General features: G+C 39.4%; 22 protein-coding genes and 1 riboswitch. Of the genes, 3 read left to right on the top strand and 19 right to left on the bottom strand.

What is annotated here, in order from left to right:
- Nucleotides 1-93 precede the first annotated feature (93 nt).
- Together OZX58_RS01115 and OZX58_RS01110 are read left to right on the top strand one after the other, a co-directional pair.
- Nucleotides 94-1,638, top strand: coding sequence for an MFS transporter (locus OZX58_RS01115; protein ID WP_277141141.1), 1,545 nt, complete (start codon nucleotides 94-96; stop codon nucleotides 1,636-1,638).
- Between the two features lie 60 nt (nucleotides 1,639-1,698).
- Nucleotides 1,699-4,737: a glycoside hydrolase family 2 TIM barrel-domain containing protein gene (locus tag OZX58_RS01110; RefSeq protein ID WP_277141140.1), complete on the top strand. Its 3,039-nt coding sequence runs from the start codon at nucleotides 1,699-1,701 to the stop codon at nucleotides 4,735-4,737.
- Nucleotides 4,738-4,879: 142 nt separating this feature from the next.
- Here the strand turns inward: OZX58_RS01110 and ribH are convergent, their stop codons facing one another.
- The 18 genes from ribH to rsmG all read right to left on the bottom strand — a co-directional run bounded on the left by ribH (nucleotide 4,880) and on the right by rsmG (nucleotide 22,521).
- On the bottom strand, nucleotides 4,880-5,353 hold the full coding sequence (ribH, locus tag OZX58_RS01105) for a 6,7-dimethyl-8-ribityllumazine synthase (RefSeq protein ID WP_277141139.1): 474 nt from the start codon (nucleotides 5,351-5,353) through the stop codon (nucleotides 4,880-4,882).
- 1 nt (nucleotide 5,354) lies between these two features.
- Complete coding sequence (gene ribA / locus OZX58_RS01100) at nucleotides 5,355-6,581, bottom strand: GTP cyclohydrolase II (protein ID WP_277141138.1); 1,227 nt, start codon at nucleotides 6,579-6,581, stop codon at nucleotides 5,355-5,357.
- A 10-nt stretch (nucleotides 6,582-6,591) separates the two neighbouring features.
- A complete protein-coding gene (ribE, locus tag OZX58_RS01095; RefSeq protein ID WP_277141137.1) occupies nucleotides 6,592-7,197 on the bottom strand; it encodes a riboflavin synthase in 606 nt (201 codons plus the stop codon).
- The gene (gene ribD, locus OZX58_RS01090) at nucleotides 7,198-8,244 is read right to left on the bottom strand and encodes a bifunctional diaminohydroxyphosphoribosylaminopyrimidine deaminase/5-amino-6-(5-phosphoribosylamino)uracil reductase RibD (RefSeq protein ID WP_277141136.1); all 1,047 of its coding nucleotides are present in this window, start codon (nucleotides 8,242-8,244) and stop codon (nucleotides 7,198-7,200) included.
- Between the two features lie 119 nt (nucleotides 8,245-8,363).
- A riboswitch (FMN riboswitch) is annotated at nucleotides 8,364-8,500 on the bottom strand.
- A 111-nt stretch (nucleotides 8,501-8,611) separates the two neighbouring features.
- The gene (locus OZX58_RS01085) at nucleotides 8,612-8,812 is read right to left on the bottom strand and encodes a hypothetical protein (RefSeq protein ID WP_277141700.1); all 201 of its coding nucleotides are present in this window, start codon (nucleotides 8,810-8,812) and stop codon (nucleotides 8,612-8,614) included.
- A gap of 144 nt (nucleotides 8,813-8,956) precedes the next feature.
- Nucleotides 8,957-9,703 (bottom strand): amino acid racemase, encoded by a 747-nt coding sequence (locus tag OZX58_RS01080; RefSeq protein WP_277141135.1) that lies wholly within the window; start codon nucleotides 9,701-9,703, stop codon nucleotides 8,957-8,959.
- 12 nt (nucleotides 9,704-9,715) lie between these two features.
- A complete protein-coding gene (locus OZX58_RS01075) occupies nucleotides 9,716-11,287 on the bottom strand; it encodes a UDP-N-acetylmuramoyl-L-alanyl-D-glutamate--2,6-diaminopimelate ligase (RefSeq protein WP_277130760.1) in 1,572 nt (523 codons plus the stop codon).
- 45 nt (nucleotides 11,288-11,332) lie between these two features.
- On the bottom strand, nucleotides 11,333-12,487 hold the full coding sequence (locus OZX58_RS01070; RefSeq protein WP_277141134.1) for a HAMP domain-containing sensor histidine kinase: 1,155 nt from the start codon (nucleotides 12,485-12,487) through the stop codon (nucleotides 11,333-11,335).
- Nucleotides 12,488-12,491: 4 nt separating this feature from the next.
- Complete coding sequence (locus tag OZX58_RS01065) at nucleotides 12,492-13,178, bottom strand: response regulator transcription factor (RefSeq protein WP_277133269.1); 687 nt, start codon at nucleotides 13,176-13,178, stop codon at nucleotides 12,492-12,494.
- Between the two features lie 159 nt (nucleotides 13,179-13,337).
- The gene (locus tag OZX58_RS01060) at nucleotides 13,338-15,200 is read right to left on the bottom strand and encodes an ABC transporter ATP-binding protein (protein ID WP_277141133.1); all 1,863 of its coding nucleotides are present in this window, start codon (nucleotides 15,198-15,200) and stop codon (nucleotides 13,338-13,340) included.
- Between the two features lie 9 nt (nucleotides 15,201-15,209).
- Complete coding sequence (locus OZX58_RS01055; RefSeq protein WP_277141132.1) at nucleotides 15,210-16,934, bottom strand: ABC transporter ATP-binding protein; 1,725 nt, start codon at nucleotides 16,932-16,934, stop codon at nucleotides 15,210-15,212.
- Nucleotides 16,935-17,078: 144 nt separating this feature from the next.
- The gene (locus OZX58_RS01050; RefSeq protein ID WP_277141131.1) at nucleotides 17,079-17,870 is read right to left on the bottom strand and encodes a DUF1129 family protein; all 792 of its coding nucleotides are present in this window, start codon (nucleotides 17,868-17,870) and stop codon (nucleotides 17,079-17,081) included.
- Between the two features lie 9 nt (nucleotides 17,871-17,879).
- Nucleotides 17,880-18,980, bottom strand: coding sequence for a redox-regulated ATPase YchF (gene ychF / locus OZX58_RS01045; protein ID WP_277141130.1), 1,101 nt, complete (start codon nucleotides 18,978-18,980; stop codon nucleotides 17,880-17,882).
- 32 nt (nucleotides 18,981-19,012) lie between these two features.
- Entirely contained in the window at nucleotides 19,013-19,282 is a 270-nt protein-coding gene (locus OZX58_RS01040; protein ID WP_277141129.1) for a DUF951 domain-containing protein, read from the bottom strand.
- A complete protein-coding gene (locus tag OZX58_RS01035; RefSeq protein WP_277141128.1) occupies nucleotides 19,275-20,162 on the bottom strand; it encodes a ParB/RepB/Spo0J family partition protein in 888 nt (295 codons plus the stop codon). The genes OZX58_RS01040 and OZX58_RS01035 overlap by 8 nt, the downstream gene beginning before the upstream one ends.
- On the bottom strand, nucleotides 20,140-20,919 hold the full coding sequence (locus OZX58_RS01030) for an AAA family ATPase (RefSeq protein ID WP_277130769.1): 780 nt from the start codon (nucleotides 20,917-20,919) through the stop codon (nucleotides 20,140-20,142). The genes OZX58_RS01035 and OZX58_RS01030 overlap by 23 nt, the downstream gene beginning before the upstream one ends.
- A gap of 14 nt (nucleotides 20,920-20,933) precedes the next feature.
- The gene (gene noc, locus OZX58_RS01025) at nucleotides 20,934-21,782 is read right to left on the bottom strand and encodes a nucleoid occlusion protein (protein WP_277130770.1); all 849 of its coding nucleotides are present in this window, start codon (nucleotides 21,780-21,782) and stop codon (nucleotides 20,934-20,936) included.
- Between the two features lie 16 nt (nucleotides 21,783-21,798).
- A complete protein-coding gene (rsmG, locus tag OZX58_RS01020; RefSeq protein ID WP_277141127.1) occupies nucleotides 21,799-22,521 on the bottom strand; it encodes a 16S rRNA (guanine(527)-N(7))-methyltransferase RsmG in 723 nt (240 codons plus the stop codon).
- Between the two features lie 159 nt (nucleotides 22,522-22,680).
- Between rsmG and OZX58_RS01015 the strand changes: the two genes are divergently transcribed.
- Nucleotides 22,681-23,217 carry a CvpA family protein gene (locus tag OZX58_RS01015; RefSeq protein ID WP_277130773.1) on the top strand — a complete coding sequence of 179 codons (537 nt, stop codon included), beginning with the start codon at nucleotides 22,681-22,683 and terminating at the stop codon, nucleotides 23,215-23,217.
- A gap of 105 nt (nucleotides 23,218-23,322) precedes the next feature.
- On the opposite strand, the gene OZX58_RS01010 is transcribed toward OZX58_RS01015, so the two are convergent.
- Entirely contained in the window at nucleotides 23,323-24,258 is a 936-nt protein-coding gene (locus tag OZX58_RS01010) for an FAD:protein FMN transferase (protein ID WP_277141126.1), read from the bottom strand.
- Nucleotides 24,259-24,261 lie beyond the last annotated feature (3 nt).

Below are 24,261 nucleotides of genomic sequence, written 5' to 3'. Positions count from 1 at the left end.
ATGCTAGGGTTTTATTTGAATTCGCTTCCAACAGTGAGCTAGGTATCTAGTCCACTTAACAATAATCTATTAGTTTTTAAAGTGAGGAGAAAAATGAACAAACTTTCAAAACGAATATTTACAAAACGTAAAATCACGTTATGGACAGCTATTTGTTATGGTTTAACAGATTTTAGTAGTGGTGGTGCTCAAGCTGTTCAATCAGCATGGATGTTATTTTTCTACACATCATTCTGCAATTTGTCAGCTACTCAAGGAGCCTCAATTATTGCCATTGGTAGTTGGGTAACTGCCTTATTTGGACTGGTTGCTGGAGGAATTACCGATAACTTTTATCACACTAAATTAGGCAAAATGTTTGGTAGACGCCACTTCTTCTTAATTTTTGGTTCACCATTTATTTTGTCATACATTTTACTGTGGTTCGGTGGTCTATCATATTGGTACTACTTCTGCGTTTATCTCGCTTTCTTGCTAATTCAGCAGATGATTACAGTTCCTTATAGTACATTACCAAATGAAATGACTACTAATTTTAAAGAACGGACTCTGCTTTCAACAACTAGACTTGTATTTGCAGCATTTTCTAACTTTTTTGCATCATTCATTCCAGCTCAATTGTTTAAGATTTATGGTCAACACAGTTCAATGGCGTTAACCGTTAATGGTATTTTCTTTGCTGTTTTCTATCTTTTTGGACTTTGGCTAACCGCGTTTAATACTTGGGAAATGCCTGTAGACAAAATTGAAAGTACTGGTAGTAAAAAAGCTACTGAAACTAAAGATTCAAATGGTGAAGAAAAACAATCATTCTGGAAGCTACTTGGTAAACAATTATTAGGTTATCTTGAAGTTTTCAGAGTTAAAGCATATACTCAACAAATTTTTATTTACTTATTATCATTTACTGGTTTTGATGTAATGAACATGGTATTTACTTATTATGTGGTATATTGCCTACATAGTAATGCTTCTACTGCTGGTTACATTATGTCTTTTGCTGGACTTGGGTTTATCGGTACAATTATTGGTGGTTGGGCTGTAGTTAAATTTGGTCCAAGATTTCTTTACAGCATTACATTCACAGTTGACTTGATAACCTTTATTGTTTTATACACATTAGGAAAAGTAAGACCTGCAAATGCAATCATAATGCTAACAATTATTATGTTATTCTTCATTATTGCTAGAGCAATCGATTGGTTCTTACCTTGGAACATGTATCCTTTTATGCCTGATCTAGGAGAACTAGTTACTGGTGAAAACAAAGCTGGTACTTTCCAGTCAGTTGTAAGTTTTGTTCGTGGTGTAACCTCCGGTTTATCTGGAATTGTAATTGGTATGTATCTTGATAATAATGGCTTCATGAAGAATGCAGCTACTCAACCACTGCATACACAAAATGCAATTTTAAATGTTATCCTTTTCGGTAGTGGTACTTTAATTTTAATTGCTCTCATCATTTCACTGTTCTATAAATTGAACAAGAAAAATCACAAGGTCATTGTTGATGAGATTGCTCGTCTTCGTGCTGGCGGTAAAAAAGCAGATGCTACTAACGAAGTTAAAAAAGTTACTAAAGATGTTATTGGCGTTGACTACTCCAAAGTATGGCCTGTAGAAGATTCTAATAATTAATGAAAAAAGACAAGGCTAACTCTAATTGCCTTGCCTTTTTTATTTTTTGAAAGGTATAAAATGGATACAGAAAACATTAAGCCAAGTTTAGATTGGCTACAAGATCCAACCATTTTTGGGGTTAATTGTTGCCCAGCACATGCAACCTTTGATTTTTATCAAAACGAGCAAGAAATGCAAGATGGTAAAACTCAGTTAATTCAAAGTTTAGATGGTAACTGGAAAGTAAATGTTGCCAATAACTTACATACACATCCAAAATATTTTTATCAAAATGATTTTGATGATTCGACTTTTGCTCTTGTTAAGGTTCCCGGTCAATTAGAATTACAAGGTTTTAATAAACCAAAATATGTTAATACGCAATATCCTTGGGACGGACACGAACAACTTTTTCCACCACAAATTCCTACTCATTTTAATCCAGTTGCCGCATATATTAAATATTTTGATTTAAATTCTGCTCTTATTAATAAAGAAGTTCATATTTCTTTTGCTGGTGTACAAACTGCTTTTTATGTTTGGGTAAATGGTCACTTTATTGGCTATAGTGAAGACTCATTTACTCCTAGTGAATTTGATATCACCAAATACTTAAAACCAGTCAATAATAAACTGGCAGTTGCCGTTTTTAAATATTCCAGTGCAAGTTGGCTTGAAGATCAAGACATGATCCGCTTATCAGGAATATTTAGAAGTGTTGAATTAATAGCTTTTCCTAAAACTCATATTACTGACTTTTCAGCTTTGCCATCATTATCTCCAGACTTACAAAAAGGTCTCTTAAAAATCATACCAACAATGGTTAATTTTGATTCTTCTACTAGTTTACAGATTATTTTAAAAGATCAGGTTGGAAATATCATTAGCCATGATATATACAAAAAATCAAGAATCAACGATATTACTCTAAAAATTGCTTCTCCAAAACTTTGGAGTGCAGAAAATCCATATCTTTATCACTTAATTCTTAAATTAAAAACTAGTAATACAACTTCAGAAATTATTACTACAGAAATTGGTTTTAGAAGATTTGAAACAAAAGATGGGATTATGTACCTCAATAATCAACGAATTATTTTTAAAGGTATTAATCGTCATGAATTTGACTATCGGTTTGGTCATAGTGTAACTAAAGAAGATATGATATATGACATCCAGTTTATGAAACAACACAATATTAATGCTGTTCGAACTTCTCATTATCCTAACCAACCATTGTGGTACAAACTATGCGATGAATACGGAATCTATTTAATTGATGAAGTTAATTTGGAAACACATGGTTCATGGCTACAAATTGACGATAGCGGGGATAAATGGAACATTCCAGGTGACTATCCTGAATGGCTTCCTGCAGTCTTAGATCGTGATAATTCAATGTTTCAGAGGGACAAAAATCATCCAGCAATTCTAATTTGGTCTTGTGGAAATGAATCTTATGCTGGTAAAGATCTAGTCAAAAGTGTGGAATGGTTCCACCAACACGATTCTTCACGCCTTGTTCATTATGAAGGATTTTTCAGAGCTGGATTTGATCAAGAATATTCAGATATAAATACAAGAATGTACCTAAAGCCCCAAGAAGTAGCTGAATATATTGAACAGCACCCTAAAAAGCCTTTTATCCAATGCGAATATATGCATTCTATGGGTAATTCAACCGGTGGTCTAAAATTATATACTGCTTTAGAAGACAAATATCCTGAATACCAAGGAGGTTTCATTTGGGATTATTTGGATCAAGGACTATTAAGCTCGCAAAATGGGAAAAAGATAATCTCATATGGTGGGGACTGGGATGATCGACCAAGCGACTATAAATTCTGTGGTGACGGAATTGTATTTGCTAATAGAGTTGCATCACCCAAAGCCGCTGAAGTTAAACAAGATTATGCAAATATTCAAATAACCATTGATTCAAAAGGATTTAGTGTTCAAAATCGTAATTTATTTGTTGATACTTCTAATTTAAATTTTGTTGCTAAAATACTTAAAAATGGATCTACTATTTGGACCAAAAATTTCAACATAATAGTTGCACCACAAGCTGAAAGTGAACAAGAACTAGCTTGGACAAAGCAAATTAAACTTGATCAAGAAAGCGAATATACAGCCGAAGTTTCTGTACAACTTAAAGAAAAATGTCTTTGGGCTAACAAAAATTTTGAAATTTCCTTTAAACAGGATAATATCCAAACTTATTATCCAGTTCCCACGCCCCTAACTTCTAATATCAAAATTATCACAGGCAGTACTAATATTGGCGTACTAGGAAACAACTTTAGTGTGCAATTTTCTAAAGAACAGGGTGGCCTAACATCTTATAATTTTGAAGGCCACGAATTTATCTCTGATATTCCACAAATATCTTTCTGGAGAGCTACAACAAATAATGATCAAGGCTGTCATGCACAGCATGATTTAGGCCAATGGCTCATCGCAGGAGAATTCCAAAAATTAGTTAATACTAAAATCTCTACTACTAAATCAGCCGTATCGATCGTATTTACTTATCAACTAGCATTACATCCGGTAATTGAAACTCGTATTTCTTATCAAATCGATAGTACGGGATTATTACTTGTTACTGCTATATATCCAGGTCAAACTAATTTATCCATAATTCCAGCTTTTGGTATTGATATTAAAGTGCCTAAGCAATATCACAACTATACGTTTTATGGTTTAGGGCCAGATGAAAATTATAATGACCGAAAAGAAGGAACTAAGTTAGGTATTTATAGCGGAACAGCATCCAAAAATTTCACTCCTTATCTTGTACCACAAGAAGCTGGAAATCATTGCGAAACACGTTGGCTAAAAGTGACTGACGATACAGGATTAGGACTGCAATTTTCTTGCATTGACACACCGTTTGAACAAAGTGTATTACCATATAGTGAATACGAAATTGAAAATGCTAAGCATCAGTTTGAATTACCCAATCCATACTGTACACGAATTAGAATTCTTAAAAAACAAATGGGTGTTGGTGGTGATGATTCTTGGGGTGCACCTGTTCATTCACAATATCAAATACCATCAGAAAATAAAATGACATTACAATTTTATTTAAAAGGAATTGATAGTAAATAAACCTTTTTATTGTATTTCACTTATTGATTAAATTTTCACCTGACTTTTTAGTTATTATATGAAATTATTTTAATATCACTCAAAAAAGCCATGACTTCTTCTCAGTCATGGCTTTTAAACATGTATTTATGTAAGTAATGTACTATAAATTATTAATCTGCTCTTCTAAACTCAACACTTCTAAGATATCTGTTGCACATTCAGCACCCTTATTACCAGATTTACCACCAGCACGATCAGTTGCTTGAGCAACAGTATCGGTCATCAAAACGCCAAACATTACCGGCACTGAGCCATTAGCAGTTGATGCCGCTAATTGTGATGCGGTACCTTCACAAACGTAAGTATAATGGTCAGTTTCACCGCGAATAACAGCTCCCAAAGCAATAATACCATCAACCTTACCGCTTTTAGCTAAACAGTTAACTGTCCGCGCAATTTCATATGCGCCTGGGACATGGACAACTACAATATTGTCACTAGCTACACCCGACATCTCTAACTGCTCTATGGCACCATTAAGCAGCCGATCAGTTACAACACCATTGAATTTGGCAACGACAATTCCGATCTTTTTATCTTGTCCAGCCACTAATTTTCCTGTAATTTCTTTCATTTTAATCTACCTCGTTTAAAATATGATTCATTTCGTGCTTTTTCGTACTCAAGTATTGTCTGTTTTCTTCAGTAAGGCCTACTTCCATGGGAATGCGCTCAACGACCTTAACACCAAAGTTTTCCAGCTGCTCAACCTTATCTGGATTGTTAGTCATTAATTTAACTTCTGTGATGCCTTTTTGGCGTAAAATTTCGCCGGCAACATTATAGCGCCTTGCATCAACTGGCAAGCCTAATTGCTGGTTGGCTTCTACCGTGTTCATGCCTTCATCCTGCAATTTATATGCACGTAGCTTGTTTTCAAGACCAATTCCGCGGCCTTCTTGACGCAAGTATAAGACTGCACCTGAACCATTTTCTTCAATTCTAGTCAAAGCTTCTGCTAATTGCGCACCACAATCGCAACGCTTAGAACCAAAAACATCCCCAGTTAAGCATTCACTGTGCAGCCGAAGTAAAAGCGGTTCGCCGGCTTTAACTTCACCCTTACTAATCAATAGTGTTGGCTGCTTTTCCGGATGCTTATTATCTCTGAAACCTTCAAGTTGGAAATGACCATATTTAGTTGGAAAATCAACTTTAGTAACAGATTCAATGGCCAAATCCTTATTCTCTTGCCGCTTACGGTATTCAATTAATTCTTCAATTGTTAAGTAAGGAATGCCTAAGCCTTCTGCTAGTGCCTTCAAGTCCTTACGCCGTGCCATTGTACCGTCTTTTTTAATGCATTCACAGATAAAGCCAACTGGGGCAACTCCAGCTAGACGTGCCAAGTCCAGTGCGGCTTCAGTATGACCTGTCCGCTCCAAAACGCCGCCTTCTTTAGCAACTAATGGAAAAACATGGCCGGGATGATAAAAGTCGTCCCATTGACTATCGGGATCTGCCAATTTTTTAATCGTCTTAGCCCGGTCAAAAGCAGAAATACCGGTTGTTGTCTCAGTTGAATCAACACTCATCGTAAAGGCGGTCCCAAAAGTATCATTTGAACCTGTTTCAAGTGGACTTAACTGCAAACGGTCAGCGTATTCTTTACTCATTGGTACACATAACAATCCGCGTGCCTTGGTAATCATCGTGTTAACCATTTGCGGCGTTACCTTTTCTGCTAAACCGATCATATCACCTTCAGATTCACGCTGCGGTGAATCTGCCACAATAACCAAGCCGCCATTTCTCAGATGGTCAAGAATTTTGGCCATTTTTTCGTTTAATTCGTCCTTCATTTTTATCCTCCTAAAATTCTTTCTTCCAAGCCTGGATTTGCTTAACTGCATAACGGCCAATCATGTCAACTTCGATGTTAACGTGATCGCCAACTTGGCAATTGGCTAAAGTAGTATTCGCAATAGTAAATGGGATTAGACTAACACCAAAGACATCATTTTCTGCCATTGTGACTGTCAAACTAATACCATCAATTGCAATTGAACCTTTCTCGACAATATATGGATCATACTTGTGCGGCACTTGAAAACGCAATTCGATCGAATTTTCTGTTTCAGTGCGCTTAATTAATTCCGCAGTTGTATCAACATGCCCAGCAACAATATGACCATCAAGCGTGCCATTTGTACTAACAGATGGTTCCAAATTTACTAAGCTGCCCTTGGTTAACTTACCTATATTTGTCCGCTTCATCGTTTCTGGCATGACATCAACAGTAAACTCATCATTCTTCCATTCAGTTACCGTTAAGCAAATACCGTTGACCGCAATACTTGCACCGAGCGGCAGATTTTTTTGTGCCATTTTCGCTGAAGTAATCCCTAACTTCGCATGCTTTTCTGTAATATCTAAGCGCGTAATTTTGCCTGTACCCTGAATTATTCCTGTAAACATTTATTTTCTCCTTGCGCAAATGCGCACATCTTGACCTAATTGGTGGACATCAAGAAGTTGATACTGCAGTTTTTTAGTTAAAGCCGGTCCCACTGCTGCTGGTAAGCCGGCACCACCCAAAACTTGCGGCGCAATATAAGCAATAATTTCATCTGCTAAATCAGCGGCAATAAATTCGGCTTGAATTTGACTGCCGCCCTCAACTAGCAGTGACTGAATTTCACGTTGTCCTAGTAAGTCCACAATTTTTTCTGGTGTCCACTTTTCAGCTGTCAGACATTCAATGTTTTCGCCTAATTTTTTAGTTAGCGTCTGCTCACTCAAAAGCCAAATCTGTCCTGGCAATTGAAATAATTGCTTATTAAAATCAAGTTGATTGGCATCCCGCGTGACGACAATCCTGATTGGCGGAATTGGCAAATTTTTAATCCTAACTGTTAACTGTGGATCATCAATACGTAAGGTGTTGGCGCCAATTAAAATTGCCTGTCGATTGCAGCGCAACTTCTGCACATCAATCTGTGCCTTATCACCTGTCAAAAATGTGCGCTTTTGCCCAGCTTCATTAATCTTGCCATCAAGTGACATTGCATACTTGAGGGTCACAAACGGTCGCTTTTTTTGATAGAAAAAGTTATAACGGTCATAAAGCTGCTCCACGCCACCGATTACTTCAGTTTCAAGGCCACGCTCTTCTAAATATCTCATTCCCTTGCCGCCAACAACTTGATGCGGATCCACTTGACCAACAACCACGCGCTTAATACCTGCATTGACGACCTTTTGACAGCACGGCGGCTGCTTGCCGTAATGACTGCATGGCTCTAGCGTTACATACAAGGTCGCACCCTTTGCCAATTTCGGATCAGCTAAATGTGACAAGGTGTTAATCTCTGCGTGCTCTTTACCATATTGGTGGTGATAGCCCGTTGCTAAGACTTGGCCATCTTTAACCAGAACCGCGCCAACAAGCGGATTAGTCCACGTCATTCCTTGCGCTTTTAATGCTTCATCGACCGCCATTTGCATATAATCTGTATCCTGCACTACTTTCACTTCCTAAATATCAAAAAAAGACCCCTTTGATTATTTCAACGAGGTCCATTTATTATTAACCAAATATGATTTCTGCAGTCAAAAACGACGCGAGTCAAATATTAGCTTAATTTGTTCTTCTCCCATCCAGACTTTAACTGTCGGTGCTAGACTCACACTAGCTCCACCGCGATGTACGCGGGTCACGGACTTCAGCCATAAGGCTGTCACCGTCGGTCAGGAATTACACCCTGCCCCGAAGAAACCGTATTCAATTACTTTAAGAATAAGCGATAGCTTACCAAATGTCAATAGTAAAAGTTATAGAAAAATACACTTTATTAATTAAAGACTAACTAAGTCCCTTGGCTCTAGCATTCTAACTTAATAACATTTTCCAATCAGTTAAGCTTACTGGCAGATTATTATTTTTACTAAAATACTTTTTAAATGCCTTAGTAAACACTAAGCGTTGATCGCGATGTTGATAAATATCTTTGAGCGTCAAGCAAGCAGTTACTGCTAAGTTAACGACTAAAATGATTAACAAGCCAATTAATATATATAAAAGATAAAGCATCATACGACCCTCCAGTAATTATTTTTAAATATTGTATCACTTTAATAATACACTAAACGATAATCGTGAAATTGTCAATCCTTTTTATAGAATCGCTTACCTAAAAAAAGAAGAATCTGACATCTCAGATTCTTCTTTTAAACTTTAATATAAATATTTTTTAGTAGCTTCTTTGGGATCCATGCCTGCACGGATCTTCAGCGACAATTCAATCGCCACATCGGCAATAATTGACTGCGGATCAATCACATTGTACGGGTGATCTGGCGCTTTTTCCTGGGCTAGCGATAATTCAGTACAGCCAAGTAAAATCACATTGCAGCCATATTTATCATGCATTAATTGCAAAATATGATGGTATAGCTCACGATTGACTACACCCTTTTCCTTGATATTAGAATATATCAGTTCAGTGACCAGCGGCTGAATTTCTGAACCACCAAGCTCAACTTCACGCCCAACTGCCTGAATCTCATCAGCGTACAAGTGGTCGTAAATCGAACCTTCGGTGGCAATCACCCCTATTTTAGGTTCATCCGGATATTGCTCGATAAACTGATGCACAGCAATGCGCATCATGTGCAAAAAGGGTATGTCCGTCAGCTTCGCAAGGTCATCATAAAAATAATGCGCGGTATTACATGGCATAACGAAAAAATCCGGTCCTAATTTTGCTTGTCCCAAAACATCAGCACGCAAATCAACCAAGCAATTGGGTTTGGTATGATCCTTAATATACGCTGTTCGGTCCGGAATTTGCGCATCATTAACCAAAATATAATTTAAATAATCCTGGTCCTTGGTAATTTTTACCCGATGATTTAACAAGCGAACGAAACTTTCAGTAGCCATCGTCCCCATACCGCCAATAATACTAAAAAAATGCTTCATTTTTCTGCTCTTTTACTTATTAAAGTGCTCTTTTTGACCTTCCAAGTTATCAATGACCTGTTGGGCAACAACAATATCTGATGGATATGGGGTATCAATGCCGCGGACCTTTTGGAAGCCATCAGCACCCTTACCGCAAATTAGCACCACATCACCAGAATGAGCCATACTTATCGCATCATGAATCGCCTTATTGCGGTCAAGTTCAATTGTCACATCAACCTTATCATGATCGATTCCGGCATTAATCTCTTCCGCAATCTCCTTCGGATCTTCAAAGCCCGGATCATCTGATGTCAAAAAGGCCTTGTCAGCATATGCATTCAAACTTTGACTAAAGCCCGGTCTGCGTGAAACGCCCTTATCACCGGGAGCTCCGACAACGACAATAATTTTTGGATTATTAAACTCGCGCTGCATAAAGCCCATTAGTGCCATCATTGATGCCTTATTATGGGCATAATCAACAACCACAATCCCGTGATCCTTGGTCACTTCTGTTTGCATTCTACCCGGAACCGTAACGTCGCTAATTCCTTTAGCAGCAGTATCATGGTCTAAGCCCGCTAGGCCAGCACCAATAATTGCAGCTGTGCCGTTTGACTCGTTAAAGTCACCCAGCATCTTCAATTGATAATCTCCGGCAATCTTTAACTCTTTGGCCTTATCGGTAGCACACAAAACTTGGAAGCGTGTTTCCGCCATATCGCTTTCTTTTGAAGCAAAACGGAAGTCGATTGGTGCTTTTAGATTAGGATTAGTAAATTTTTCATCCGCGAATAGATAAATACTATCAGGATCTGTTGTCGTAGTTGCCGCAGCGTAAATTTCGTCAAAATGGTCACTTTGCGCATTAATAATACACTTACGAGCATTAACCATTAACTGCAACTTGCAGTGCAGGTAATCCGCAAAGTTCGGGTGCTCGTTTGGTCCAATATGATCCGGTGAAATATTTAGGAAAAAGCCTAAATCATAAGTTAAACCAAAGACCCGGTTCTTTTTATAAGCTTGGCTGGAAACTTCCATTACCAAATGTGTCATGCCATTGTCGACAGCCCGGCGCATATCACGGAATAAGTCCAGTGACTCCGGCGTTGTCAAACTTGACTTGAAGGTATCCTCTGGATTAGTGCCGACAACATCATTAACTGATGAAATCAGCGCGGTCTTGCCGCCATTAACCTGGTCCAGCATCCCTTTAATAAAGTAAGCTGTCGTCGTCTTACCCTTTGTTCCCGTGATGGCCACAACAAATAGGTCATCTTGCGGAAAGCGGAAAAAGGCAGCTGACAATAATGCCATTGCCTTAGAAACATCGCGCACGATTAACGCGTGCATCCCCTTGCCTTCCGGATAAGGCTGCTCGGCAACGTAACAATTAGCCCCATTGTCCTTAGCCATTGATAGGTAAGTCGGTCGAAAGCCAGCACCCTTGCAGAAAAACAAGGTGTTGGTCTTAATGTCGCGTGAATCATAGGAAACATACTCCATTTTGGTCGCGACCGTATCTTGAACAGCACTTGATTTCAACAAGTGGTGTTCTTTTAAAATTAAAATACAGGTATTTAAAGAAATACTCATTCTGTGCCCCTCTGTTTTTTTATCTCAGTCAAAATTATATCACAGCTAGCCGATTGTTTTACCATTCTTTAAGTCCAGTGGTAATTGAATAATAAAGCTAGTCCAATTGTCGTTGGATTCACAGCGGATTTTACCATGATGCAAATCAACAATGCTCTTAGTAATTGATAGGCCCAAGCCTGTCCCACCAGTCTGCGTATTGCGTGAAGTTTCCACACGGTAGAAGCGCTCAAAAATTTTCTTCAGCGATGCCTGCGGAATCTTCGCCCCGTTGTTTTCTACCCGGAGCTCGACTTCATTATCATTTACCAAATTAGCAATCAACTTAATCTGACTTGCACCAGTGCCGTACTTGAGCGCATTAGCAATCAAGTTGTTATAAACCCGGACCAACTTTTCCGGATCAGCTTGAATTGTCAGGTCTTTGGGGCGAACTTCAATTTGAAACTCGATATTCTTGTTCTGAGCTTCAAATTCAAACCCCGCTGCCACTTGTTCCAACATTGAAAAGATGTGCAATGGCGACAAATTCAGTTTCGTTGTTGTCGACTTCAGCGTTGTGTATTCAAGTAAGTCATGAGCCAGCGATTTCATCTGTTCTGCCTTAGTGTAGGCAATATCCAAATATTTTTGCTGGTCCGCTGGGTCTGATACTCCCGTTTTTAGCAGGCCTAAATAACCGATAATCGACGTCAAGGGTGTCCTAATATCATGCGAAACATTACTAATTAGTTCATCTTTGGACTGCTCGATTGCCTTTTCTTCATTAATTGCGGTCACCGTACTGTCAACCAAGGAATTGATTGAGTCAATCACCTTTTGCAGGTCTGTCTTAACCTTAAAAGAAATGCAGTGGTCAAAGTGCCCTTGGGCAATATAATGTAATTCCGAAATTACGTGCCGCAATTGCATCTGGTGGTAGCGGCGAATTAGGCGCCAATACAGTACTAGCAAATCTCCAGCACCCATCAGTAGCAAAAAGGTATGCTGCCATGACCACAAATGCCGCCCGCCATAAATGGTAATTGTTTCCTTTAAGAAGTAAATGCCATTAATCAGGTTCTTATCACGCAAAATGGTCAGATTAACCAAAATAATGATTGATAAGTTAAGTAACAGTAGCAACACAACCGTAATGACGCCTTCAGCAAACAGTTCGCTCTTTTCTGCAGCTGTTAACTTGACGCGTTCTTTTTTCATTTAATTAAGCCTCAACCTTGTAGCCAACTCCCCAAACTGTCTGAATAACATCCTCGCCGCCTGTAGCTTTTTGAATTTTATCACGTAAGTGTGACACGTGGACCATAACAGTCTTAGCTGAAACAATCGATTCCTGCTGCCAAACACGCTCAAAAATTTCATCAGCTGAGAACACCCGGTTAGGATGACTGGCTAACAGATACAAAATTCCAAACTCTAACGCAGTCAACTGAATGTCCTTGCCATCAATTGTCTTAACTTCATGTGAATCACGGTTAATCACCAGCGGTCCGACTTCCAGAACATCCGGCTTTTCATCCTTAACCTGCTTTTGACTGCGGCGTAAGAGCGAGCGTACCCGCGCCATAACTTCCAGTGGGTTAAATGGCTTAGACACATAATCGTCAGCCCCAGTGATTAGCCCTTGAATCTTGTCCATATCACCAGTCTTAGCTGAAACAATAATAATTGGAATATCTGAATCCTTGCGCACTTCTTTAATGACATCAATTCCACTCATATTCGGCATCATCACGTCCAAAATCATTAGCGCAATATCTGGTGTAGTCGTCAGGCGCGTAATTGCTTCCTTGCCGCTATATGCCGCAACCGGTGTGTAACCCTCATTTTTAAGATAAATGCTCAACAACTCAACGATTTCTTTATCATCATCAACAACCAAAATTTTCATAGGGCGAATCCTCCCCTTTATTTAATTTCTATAAATAATCGTGCAATAAAGCCTATGCCTAATATTTTAATCATTTTTAAGACTAAAACCTACTAATCAGACAGAATTTTATCTTTTTATTAAAAAAAGAGCTGAGAAACTCTCAACTCTTTCAAAAAATTATTCAATTTCTTTCTTACCAGTGTATAACTCGTAGTAGTAGCCCTTTTCCTTAATGAGCTTGTCGTGGTTGCCGGCTTCAATAATATGGCCGTGGTCAAGCACGAGAATTAAGTCTGAGTTAACAATTGTGGATAATCTGTGGGCAATAACGAAACTTGTCCGACCGGCAAGGAGGTTATCCATCCCGGCTTGAACCAATTTTTCGGTTTGCGTATCGATACTTGATGTTGCTTCATCCAAAATCATCACAGGTTCATCCGCAATCATTGCCCGAGCAATACTGAGCAGCTGCATCTGTCCCTGAGACAAGTCGCCGCCGTTACCGTCAATTACTGTCTTATAGCCATTATCCAGGTGATGAATAAATTCGTTGGCATGTGATAAGCGTGCTGCTTGGTAAACATCATCATCACTAGCTTCTGGATTACCAAAGCGGATGTTATCCATGATGGTACCCGTAAACATATGCGTATCCTGCAAAACGATTGACAATGACTGACGCAGGTCGTCTTTCTTAATCTTGGTAATCGGAATTCCGTCGTAAGTAATCGTTCCGGATGCAATTTCGTAGAAACGATTAATCATGTTAGAAATCGTCGTCTTACCAGCACCAGTTTCACCAACCAAGGCAACTTTCATTCCCGGTTTTGCATCAATTGAAATATTATACAAAATCTGCTTATCCGGTGAATAACTGAAGTTAACGTTGTCAAAGACAATATGACCCTTAACTCTAACTTTCTTAACTGAGCCATCCTTTTGCGGTACATTCCAGTACCAAGTACCCTTAACGTCTTCATCCTTAGAAATTGTAACGTCACCGTTGTCAACTTCGACTGGTTGGTCTTCTAATTGGAAGATTCGTTCAGCACCAGCCAAGGCCATCACGATTGAGTTCAATTGCTGTGAAATCTGGGCAATCGGCATTGCAAACTGCTTAGATAATTGCAAGAAGGCACCAATCACACCAAGTGATAATGGTGCAATCTTGTTAATAGCAACTGCACCACCTAGAACCGCAATAATAACATACAATAAGTTACCGACATTCCCCATAATTGGGAACAAAATTGTGGAATAAGTGTTAGCTTTACCAGAGGCATCCCGCAAATTTTCATTGTATTTGTCAAAATCAGCTTCAACTTCTGGTTCATGACTGAAGACCTTGATAACCTTCAGACCGTTTAACATTTCTTCGTTATAACCGTTAACTTGTCCCAATTCCTTTTGCTGAAGTTGGAAATAGTGTGATGAGCGCGTAGTTAGGAACTTAACAATTCCGATTGACAAGGCAAAGATAATCAACGTAAAGATGGTTAATTGCCAACTCAAACTAAACATTGCGGCCAAAACAAAGACCAAGTTCAAGGTTGAGTTCATGAACTGCGGAATTGATTGTGAAATCATCTGCATCAAAGTATCGATATCATTCGTGTACCGACTCATGATGTCGCCGTAGTCATTTTGATCGAAGTATGAAATTGGTAATTGCTCCATGTGAGCAAACATTTCATTTCTAACTCTGTATTGAGTCTTTTGTGCCAAAACAGCCATCAAAACAGCAAACAGGTAGTTAGAGATAAAGCCAATTGCATAAACGCCAAACATAACTTCAATCGCATGAAGCAGCGGCATAAAGTTAGGCTGTGACTGTTTTAATAATGGTGTGATGTAGTCGTTAATCAACCGTTCAATAAACAGCGATCCTAAAACGTTCGCACCAGCCGCCAAGACAATCGCAATCATTGATGTGATGAGCATCCATGGACTGGTAGTTGCGACTAATTTAAGTAACCGCCACAGAGTAGTGGAACGCTTACCGCCTTTACTGGCATTCTTATTTTCTATTGCGTTATCCAAATTGCTCACCTACTTCTTTTGCTCTTCTTGGAACTTAGCGATTGAACTGTAAAGCTCGTTGTTCTTCATCAATTCATCGTGAGTTCCAATATCTTGAATTTTACCTTCATCCATCACAACAATTCGGTCTGCATCCTTAATTGAAACAATCCGTTGTGAAATGATAATTTTAGTTGTGTCCGGCATATTCTTAGCTAAAGCTTGTCGAATTTCACGTTCAGTCTGAGTATCAACAGCTGAAGTAGAATCATCTAAGATTAAAATTTTCGGCTTCTTTAGCAATGCACGGGCAATTGTAATTCTTTGCTTTTGACCACCAGATACGTTGGTTCCGCCTTGTTCAACCATTGTGTCGTACTTGTCAGGCATTTCTTGAATGAAGTCATCTGCATGAGCTACCTTAGATGCTGCAATCACTTCTTCATCAGTTGCATTCTCGTTGCCCCACTTCAAGTTTTCCTTGATTGTACCGGAGAACAAAACATTATTCTGCAAAACCATGGCAACATTATCACGCAAAGTCTTCAAATCATACGACTTAACATTGTGACCTGAGACGCGCACGGCACCAGAATCAGTATCGTAAAGCCGCGGAATCATTGATACCAGTGTCGACTTCGACGACCCCGTCTTACCAATCATACCGATAGTTTCGCCCGGCTTAATGTGCAAATTAATGTCGCTTAAAGCCAATTCCTGATCGTCATTGTTGTATTTGAAGTTAACATGATCGAAAACTACTTCACCATTATTGAAGTGAGTTAATGGCTTGTGTGGATTTTCAATTGATGGCTTTTCATTAATAACATCAGCAATTCTGCGGCCACTAGCACCAGAAATAACTAATTGTGTAAAAATCATTGCCAAAATATTTAAACTGTTTAAAACAGAATTGGAGTATGAAAACATAGAAATTAATTGACCGGTTTGTAAACCGCCGCCAACAATTTCTTTAGCACCAAACCAGCAAATTGCTAGGTTGGAAATATTCAAAACGGCCATCACGATTAATGAGTTTAGCGACATAATCTTTTGTGCTGTTGAGAACAACTTGTAAATAAAGCCTGATGACTTTTTAAATTCAGTCGTTTGTGGCTTTTCTTGAACGTAGGTCTTTACTTCCCGAATACCACGGATATTTTCCCGAACTACTTGGTTCATCCGGTCATAACCCTTAAAAATTCGTGGGAAGTATGGGTATGCACTCTTAATTACAACTGCCAATAACAGAATAAAAATCGGTGCAATTACGACAAAGATTAACGACAATTTTGGACTAATAATGACTGACATAATGACTGACACAATCAGCATCATCGGTGCTCTAACCGCAATTCTGATAATCATTTGGTAAGCCATCTGAATGTTGTTAACATCCGTCGTCATCCGCGTCACTAAACTGGCACTTGAAAACTTATCAATGTTTTCAAATGAATAATCTTGAACATGGTAAAACATGTCCTTACGCAGATTAGAAGCGAAGCCGGCAGAGGCGTGAGCTGACACGTAACTAGCACTAGCTCCCAAAACCAGTGAAACAATCGTCAAAATTAGAAGAATTATGCCCCATTTGGTAATGTAGGCCATGTTCCCCTTCATAATTCCGTTGTCGATTAAGATACCGACTAGATACGGGATTAACATTTCAATGATAACTTCACCCGTGACAAATAAAGGCGACAGTAAAGACTGTTTCTTATACTGTCGAATTGATTTACGCAGTGTGTTAATCATTAAATACCTCTTTCTTCTATGTTAAATAATTATATTTTCATACCTGCAAAAAGCTTCAAAAAAGGATAAACAGACGCAAATTACCTGTTTATCCTTTTTAGCATTTGATTATTTAGTATACTACTTTTGTAAACAAAAAGCACACTATTTGCTTTTTGCGGTTGGGGTAAAGACTGAACCAATAATCTGGTAATGACGTCTAAAGAGCCAACGTAAGCCGTAAGCAACTACCGCCACAATAATATTGCCGGCGCCAGACAAAACTGGGTTAATTACACGTAAAACTGGCATTGATAGAACCCAAATGAGAACAAAGAGAATTGCCAGCATCGCAACCATCCCCACAATTAGCTTAGTCCACGGAATCTTCTTGTTCTTGGTCTGAGCTGGGATCACCCACTCATTATACTTAGTCATGAAGACACCCATCATCGCACCAACAACCAGGAGCGTTAAAATACCCATCTGTGAATTTTGTGCGCTGGTCTTTTGGTTAGTTTGAAACAGGGCAATTACGCCAAACAACCCAACGAAGATTGCAATGTACAATAAGGCACTATCAACGGCATATTGCCAAAACGGAATATCTGCCGCTGTCCGCTTTTTCGGCTTTAACATATCTGCTGCCTTTAATTTAGGAGCCATATTGTAGTAAGTGCTAGCAGGCTGACCATGATGTTGTGCGACAACTAATTGCGGCAATAATTCATCGATCTTGCCTGCGGCGTCAGCTTCACTAAGCTTACCCTGGCTTTCCAATTCTTTTTGCAGACGGAAAATGTAATCAGCGTTCTTATTGCTCAATTGTTTGCGCAATTCTGCCGGCTCCAATTGCTTAACTTGGTCATCCTTGTTCTTGCTTTCGACCTTGTCCTTCAACTTTTCTTGCTTATTAGTATCGATTTTTGCTTGTTCTTCTTTTTTCTCTTCTGCCATTATCTTGTCCTAAACGTTAAATCTAAATTCAATAATGTCGCCGTCTTGAACTTCATAATCTTTACCTTCAAGGCGTAACTTGCCGGCTTCCTTAACCTTTTGCATGGTTTCAAATTGATCCAAATCGGTGTAAGAAACAACTTCAGCCCGGATAAAACCACGCTCAAAGTCTGAGTGAATAACACCGGCAACTTGCGGTGCCTTCATCCCTTCATGGAAAGTCCAAGCACGAGTTTCTGGACCACCAGCCGTAAAGAATGTCCGCAGTCCTAACAGATGATAAGCAGCTCTAATCAAACGATCAAGTCCTGATTCAGTTACCCCTTCTGCTTCCAAGAACTCAGCCTTTTCGTCATCTTCAAGACCAGCAATTTCTTCTTCAGTCGCAGCTGAAATTCCTAGGCATTCCGCATTTTCACTTTCGGCATGCTTTTTAACGATTTGGTAAAATTCATCACTTTCGGGATCAGCCATTGAATCTTCCGCAATGTTAGCCACGTAAATCACGGGCTTATCAGTCAAGAGGAAGAAGCCTTTAACTAACTTTTGTTCATCTTCAGTAAAATCAATTGACCGAACTGCCTTGCCTTCTTCTAAGACTGGCTTAATTTTTTGCAAAACTGCATATTCAGCCTTGGCTTCCTTGTCATTTTGTTGGGCAATCTTCTTTACCTTATTAATTCGGCGGTTAACGGCATCAAGGTCGGCAATTGCGAGTTCCAAATTAATGGTATTAATGTCTTCTTCTGGATCAACTTTACCAGTAACAGAAGTGATGTTGTCGTCTTCAAAAGCACGAACAACATGGATAATGGCATCAGTTTGGCGGATGTTCTCAAGGAACTTGTTTCCAAGACCTTCACCCTTAGAAGCACCCTTAACTAATCCCGCAATATCGGTAAATTCAAAAGTAGTGTGGACAATCTTTTTAGCTGGAACAAGTTCCTGAATCCGGCTAAGCCGCTTGTCTGGTACTTCAACCATCCCAACATTAGGTTCAATCGTGGCAAACGGGTAGTTAGCCATCTCAGCTCCAGCTTTAGTAATTGCATTAAATAACGTGGACTTTCCAACATTCGGCAAGCCGACAATCCCAGCAGTTAATGACATCTTTTTCCTCTTTTTCTATTTAAAATTATTACTTATTCTTGTTTAAAACCTGGTCTGATAATTTCATCTTTAGGAACATAAAATTCTTTTTTACTATTGACCGGATCATTTGCTTTAGTTAAAACTTTTTTCAAATTATGCGTAAACTTGCCGCGAGGCATCAACACCACATGTCCGCAGCCCATGCACTTGAGCCTGATATCTGCACCGAGCCGCAAAACTTCCCAATCATTCACCTTGCAGGCATGGGGCTTTTTCATCTGGACAGTATCAGCTAAATTATAAGTGATCTCCTTATTCATCAAGATCAACTCCCAAAATATCAAGAATCCGGTTCAGTTCGTCAACCGAGCTAAAACCAATTGACAAGTGACCCTTGCCCTTCTTGCTCTCTGAAATATTGACACTTGAGCCTAATTTATCAGCCAATTGGTGTTCGCTGGCCCGAATAAAGGCGGATTTATGGGTTGTCTTCTTGGCCGGCTTTTTCGCATTCAATTGTGCTACCAATGCTTCAACTTTGCGCACTGGCATGCCTTCCTTAACAACCTGCTTGGCAACTTCATCAATCTTATCTTTGTTCTTTAGCCCAAGCAGTGTTCTTGCCTGACCCATTGATAATTGCCCGTGTTGCAGTAAGTGCTTCGTCTTAGTTGGCAAAGTCAATAACCGCAAGTAATTAGCAATGTACGGCCGGGACTTACCCATCCGTTTAGAAACTTCTTCTTGGGTTAAGCCCAAGTTCTTCTGCAGCATTTCGTACGCTTGAGCTTCCTCAAGTGGGGACAAGTCCTCACGCTGCAGATTTTCCAGAACGGCAACTTCCATCATTTGTCCTTCGTCAAAGTCACGGACAATTGCTGGCACAGTCGTTTTCTTGGCTAATTTTGATGCCCGAAAACGACGCTCACCCGCAATAATCTCATAGCCATTAACTGACTTGCGCACAATAATCGGTTGAAAGACACCATTTTCTTTAATTGAATCAGACAGTTCCTTTAAGGCCTTATCATCAAAGTTCTTGCGCGGTTGGTATGGATTCGGGCGAATTTCACTTAGGTCAAGGTCGAGAATTTCTTCTTCAGTTTCTTCAACCTGTGGTTCATCCTCAAATAAGGCTTCAATCCCGCGGCCAAGGCCGCCCTTTTTCTTTGGTTCGTTATTTCTTGAGTCTCTTGCCATTATTCTTCAGCACCTCTTTTGCCAAATCATCATAAACCTTTGCCCCACGTGAATTAGGCGCATATTCTGCAATTGATTGACCATAACTTGGCGCCTCGGCTAACTTGGTAATTCGCGGAATAATTGTCTTATATACCTTTTTAGCAAAGTATGACTGCACTTCCTTGACTACCTCGGCTCCTAAATTGGTCCGCGCATCCAGCATTGTAAGTAGAACTCCTTCAACACCCAGATCCTTATTAAAGTGCTTTTGGACTAAGCGAATTGTATTCAATAATTGGCTTAGTCCTTCCATTGCATAATACTCACTTTGAACCGGAATCAAAATCGAATCCGATGCCGTGAAGGCGTTAATTGATAACTGACCCAAGGACGGCGGACAGTCAATAAAGATAAAATCATAATCGCTGCTGACAACATCAATTGCTGACTTCAAGCGTGTTTCTCTGGCCATCATACTGATTAATTCAGTTTCGGCACCGGACAAATTAATTGTTGCCGGCACCATATCCAAATTTCTATTTGAAGTATGGAAGATGGTGTCCTTTAACGGCACATCATTAATCAATACGCTGTAAATATCATCATTAATTTCTGACTTTTCAATTCCTAGTCCGGAAGTTAAGTTTCCCTGCGGGTCAATATCGATAATCAAAACATGATAGCCACGCTCAGCCAGAGCAGCCGACAAGTTAATTGTCGTCGTTGTTTTACCAACGCCACCCTTTTGGTTAGCAACCGAAATCACTTTTACCATTTTGCTCCGCCTTCCTAATTTCTCTTCAACTCAATCGTAATCATATAATCGTTAGGGTCATTATTTTCCTTAACTTTGACCTTAATACCTGATTCCTTAGCCAATTTAACAGCCTGCTTAATCGTATTAATCTGCACCTGCATGTCCTTAGGAATGCGGCTGGCAGCTCGTTTGGTTTGTTCGGCACGTTCTTGGTCCTTCGCCTGCTTTTTCTTATTAATAAAGTAGCCGTCAACGTCTTTAACAATCTTTTCGGTATCACTAACGTTTAAATTATTGGCTAAGATTTCATCTAAAACGCGTCCCTGATCCTTTTCACTAAGCCCCACAAGACAGCGCCCATGACGCGGGGAGATTTGCCCATTAGCCAAATAGCTCTGCACCTTAGGCGTTAATTTTAATAAGCGCAATTTGTTAGCCACGTATGACTGTGACTTACCAATATTTTTAGCCAAAGTTGTCTGGGTCAAGTTGTTTAACTTCATCAAGTTATCGTAAGCCTGAGCCTCATCGATTGGGTTCAAATCCTCGCGCTGCAAATTTTCAATCAAAGCAAAAGAAGCAGCCTGACTATCATCCATGTTGTTCACAATTGCCGGGATCGTCTCCCAAGTCAAGTGCTTAGCAGCACGATACCGCCGTTCTCCGGCGATAATCTCATAATTATCACCCTGCTCACGAACAATAATCGGCTGTAAAAGTCCATCCTTATCAAGAGTTGATGCTAATTCACGAATTGATTCATCCGAAAATTCACGCCGCGGTTGGTAGGCATTGGCTTTAATTTTAGTTAATTCAATATCTTTGATTTGCTTATCTTTAGGAATTTCATCATGATGTCGTAAAGAAGAAAAGATTGACATATAGCGTCCTCCTCTATTAATGGATTGGTTTTCGATGCGGCGTTCCCGCCTGCCGCGGATATTTCTTAGGTGTTGCCTGCACCTTTTGAACAAGAATCAGTGTCCGCTCTTCGTCGCTTTCGGGCAAGGTCAGTTCTTGACTTTCAATTACCTTACCACCCAATACTTTGACTGCCTTTTGGCTATCTTTTAGTTCGCTTTCGGCCTTTGGACCCTTCAAAGCAACAAAGTAGCCGTTTGTTTTAACCAGCGGCAAGCAATATTCGCTTAAAACTGCCATGTTCGCAACTGCTCGAGCTGTTACCAGGTCAAACTGCTCACGGTACAACTTATTTTGCCCGACATCTTCAGCTCGGCCATGGACTAAGGTTACGCCCTCTAAGTTCAACTTGGTAACCAAATCTTGCAAAAAAGTTAGTCTTTTACCTAGCGAATCAACGATTGTTACCTGCAATTCCGGCATTAAAATCTTCAGCGGAATTGACGGAAAACCGGCACCAGCACCAACATCACACAAAGTTGCATTCGGTTTAAACACTGAGCTAAAGACAAACAGCGGCGTGATACTATCAAAAAAATGTTTTAAATAAACATCTTCTTGCGCAGTAATCCGCGTCAGGTTAACGTGCTCATTCGCAGCAACTAAGTTGGTAAAATAAAGTTTAAATTGTTTGATTTGCTTTTCACTTAACTTAAAATTATGTTTTGATAATTCTTGGACAAATTGTTCAGGATTCATTTTTCACCCGTGAAACCTTGTTTCACACTCTATAAATTTAACGCCAAAAACAGCTTATTGTAAAGCCATTACATCTCTTTAATTATGAAGTATTTTTAGGCAATCGTCAAAGTCTAAATGCGCAAAAATAAGCTATAATATTCGACAAAGGAGATAACTATGATTGTTACTTTAATTGTTTTAGCCTATTTAGCTCTCAAAACCTACAAGGGCTACCAAACAGGCTTTACCAAATTAGTTATTAATTTAATTTTTGCCGCGATTGTTTTTATCGTTGCAATTTTATTTCAAAACCCACTGGGCAACTGGCTCTATGGCCAAATTACCGGGCAAAATATTCAAACCACTCTAACCCCAGGCACCAATTTGATTTTATTTCGGTTCATTGCCTTCTTTATTCTATTATTTGTCGGCAAAATGGTAATTAAAATTTTCAAGGGCTGGGTGCCAAGCAAAAATCCACACGCGACTAACTTCGGCAGTATTTTAGATGGTGTATTAGGTGCCATCGTTTCCTTTGTTGCTAGTTACTTTTTTGTTTATATTATTTTATCAATGCTTAATACATTGCAGAACCCATGGTTCATCCAGCAGACACTTGATTCATCATTCTTACGGTTTATTATCTACAGCACTCCGGGATTATCAAACGGTGTGTTCAATAGTATTTTCAGTATTAGTAGAACAACAGCATAATTTTTTGTATCAGAATTTTAAATTAATATAAAAGGACAAGACGTTTTTACGCTTTGTCCTTTTATTTAATCTATTTTACTTCAAAATTAACGCTGACTGACCAAGTTATTTATGATTATCAAAATTATCATACTCAACGTGTTCGTCATTATAAACAAAAATTGCACCCACACGGTCTGGATCATCATGCCAGCCAGCAATTGGATGGCCAGCAAAAAACAGCCGCTTGCACTCAATTTCGGCTTCAACCGAATCTTTGGTAAAGGTGGTTACTCCAGCCAGATCAGTTTCTACTGGGTAGCCAGTCCGCGGGTCAATTAGGTGGTGGTACTTGTGCCCATCGACAACTAAATAGCGTTCATACGTACCACTAGTAACCGCTGAACATTTAGGCACCATGACTGATGTAATATTGTTGCCGCGCTTTTCCTTAGGATCTTGAACACCGACTGACCATTGACCGCTAGCACGTTTAGGTGAGTCGCCAACCAGTAGAATATTGCCGCCAAGATTGATAATACCAGCATTAACACCATAAGCATGCCAAAAATCACGAATCCGATCCGCAATCCAGCCCTTGGCAATCCCGCCAAGATCAAGTTCCATGCCTTCCTTAGTTAAAAAGACAGATTGGTTGGCATCATCAAGAACCACACTAAACGGATCAATTAATTTCATTTTTTCTTTAATTTCCGCATCAGTCGGCACATGGGCACCCTTAAAGCCAATTGCCCACAACTTAACCAGCGGCCCAATTAATGCATTAAAGCCAAAATTAGCCTGACTTTCTTTAACTGCCAATTTAATTAAACCGTAAGTTGCGCTTGACACCTGAACCGGAGATTTCCCCGCAGCTTGATTAACACTCATTACTTCAGAGTGATCGCGATTAACCGTTAATAAGTCTTCATAATGATCGATTAAATCAAAGGATTTATTAATGACGTCTTGGTCGTGCGTGCCAAAAATCTGCAGCGTAATTGCCGTTCCCAAGGCACGATGCCGACCAACTGCTTGTTCTAATGCTAAATCATCAATCATTGT

Source organism: Lactobacillus sp. ESL0680, assembly GCF_029392855.1.
In the GTDB taxonomy this organism is placed as follows: Bacteria; Bacillota; Bacilli; order Lactobacillales; family Lactobacillaceae; genus Lactobacillus.
Note: the sequence above shows the minus strand (reverse complement) of the source record. Positions and strands in the feature narration are given on the sequence as shown.

Excerpts from the sequence above, each read along its gene's own strand:
- OZX58_RS01010 (WP_277141126.1), bottom strand. The coding sequence starts at position 24,258 with ATGATTGATGATTTAGCATTAGAACAAGCAGTTGGTCGGCATCGTGCC.
- ribE (WP_277141137.1), bottom strand. The coding sequence starts at position 7,197 with ATGTTTACAGGAATAATTCAGGGTACAGGCAAAATTACGCGCTTAGAT.
- ribA (WP_277141138.1), bottom strand. The coding sequence starts at position 6,581 with ATGAAGGACGAATTAAACGAAAAAATGGCCAAAATTCTTGACCATCTG.
- ychF (WP_277141130.1), bottom strand. The coding sequence starts at position 18,980 with ATGTCATTAACTGCTGGGATTGTCGGCTTGCCGAATGTTGGAAAGTCC.
- OZX58_RS01030 (WP_277130769.1), bottom strand. The coding sequence starts at position 20,919 with ATGGTAAAAGTGATTTCGGTTGCTAACCAAAAGGGTGGCGTTGGTAAA.
- OZX58_RS01080 (WP_277141135.1), bottom strand. The coding sequence starts at position 9,703 with ATGAAGCATTTTTTTAGTATTATTGGCGGTATGGGGACGATGGCTACT.
- noc (WP_277130770.1), bottom strand. The coding sequence starts at position 21,782 with ATGTCAATCTTTTCTTCTTTACGACATCATGATGAAATTCCTAAAGAT.
- OZX58_RS01040 (WP_277141129.1), bottom strand. The coding sequence starts at position 19,282 with ATGAATAAGGAGATCACTTATAATTTAGCTGATACTGTCCAGATGAAA.
- OZX58_RS01015 (WP_277130773.1), top strand. The coding sequence starts at position 22,681 with ATGATTGTTACTTTAATTGTTTTAGCCTATTTAGCTCTCAAAACCTAC.
- ribH (WP_277141139.1), bottom strand. The coding sequence starts at position 5,353 with ATGAAAGAAATTACAGGAAAATTAGTGGCTGGACAAGATAAAAAGATC.
- OZX58_RS01110 (WP_277141140.1), top strand. The coding sequence starts at position 1,699 with ATGGATACAGAAAACATTAAGCCAAGTTTAGATTGGCTACAAGATCCA.
- rsmG (WP_277141127.1), bottom strand. The coding sequence starts at position 22,521 with ATGAATCCTGAACAATTTGTCCAAGAATTATCAAAACATAATTTTAAG.
- OZX58_RS01055 (WP_277141132.1), bottom strand. The coding sequence starts at position 16,934 with ATGATTAACACACTGCGTAAATCAATTCGACAGTATAAGAAACAGTCT.
- OZX58_RS01065 (WP_277133269.1), bottom strand. The coding sequence starts at position 13,178 with ATGAAAATTTTGGTTGTTGATGATGATAAAGAAATCGTTGAGTTGTTG.
- OZX58_RS01085 (WP_277141700.1), bottom strand. The coding sequence starts at position 8,812 with ATGCTTTATCTTTTATATATATTAATTGGCTTGTTAATCATTTTAGTC.
- OZX58_RS01075 (WP_277130760.1), bottom strand. The coding sequence starts at position 11,287 with ATGAGTATTTCTTTAAATACCTGTATTTTAATTTTAAAAGAACACCAC.
- OZX58_RS01115 (WP_277141141.1), top strand. The coding sequence starts at position 94 with ATGAACAAACTTTCAAAACGAATATTTACAAAACGTAAAATCACGTTA.
- OZX58_RS01070 (WP_277141134.1), bottom strand. The coding sequence starts at position 12,487 with ATGAAAAAAGAACGCGTCAAGTTAACAGCTGCAGAAAAGAGCGAACTG.
- OZX58_RS01050 (WP_277141131.1), bottom strand. The coding sequence starts at position 17,870 with ATGGCAGAAGAGAAAAAAGAAGAACAAGCAAAAATCGATACTAATAAG.
- OZX58_RS01035 (WP_277141128.1), bottom strand. The coding sequence starts at position 20,162 with ATGGCAAGAGACTCAAGAAATAACGAACCAAAGAAAAAGGGCGGCCTT.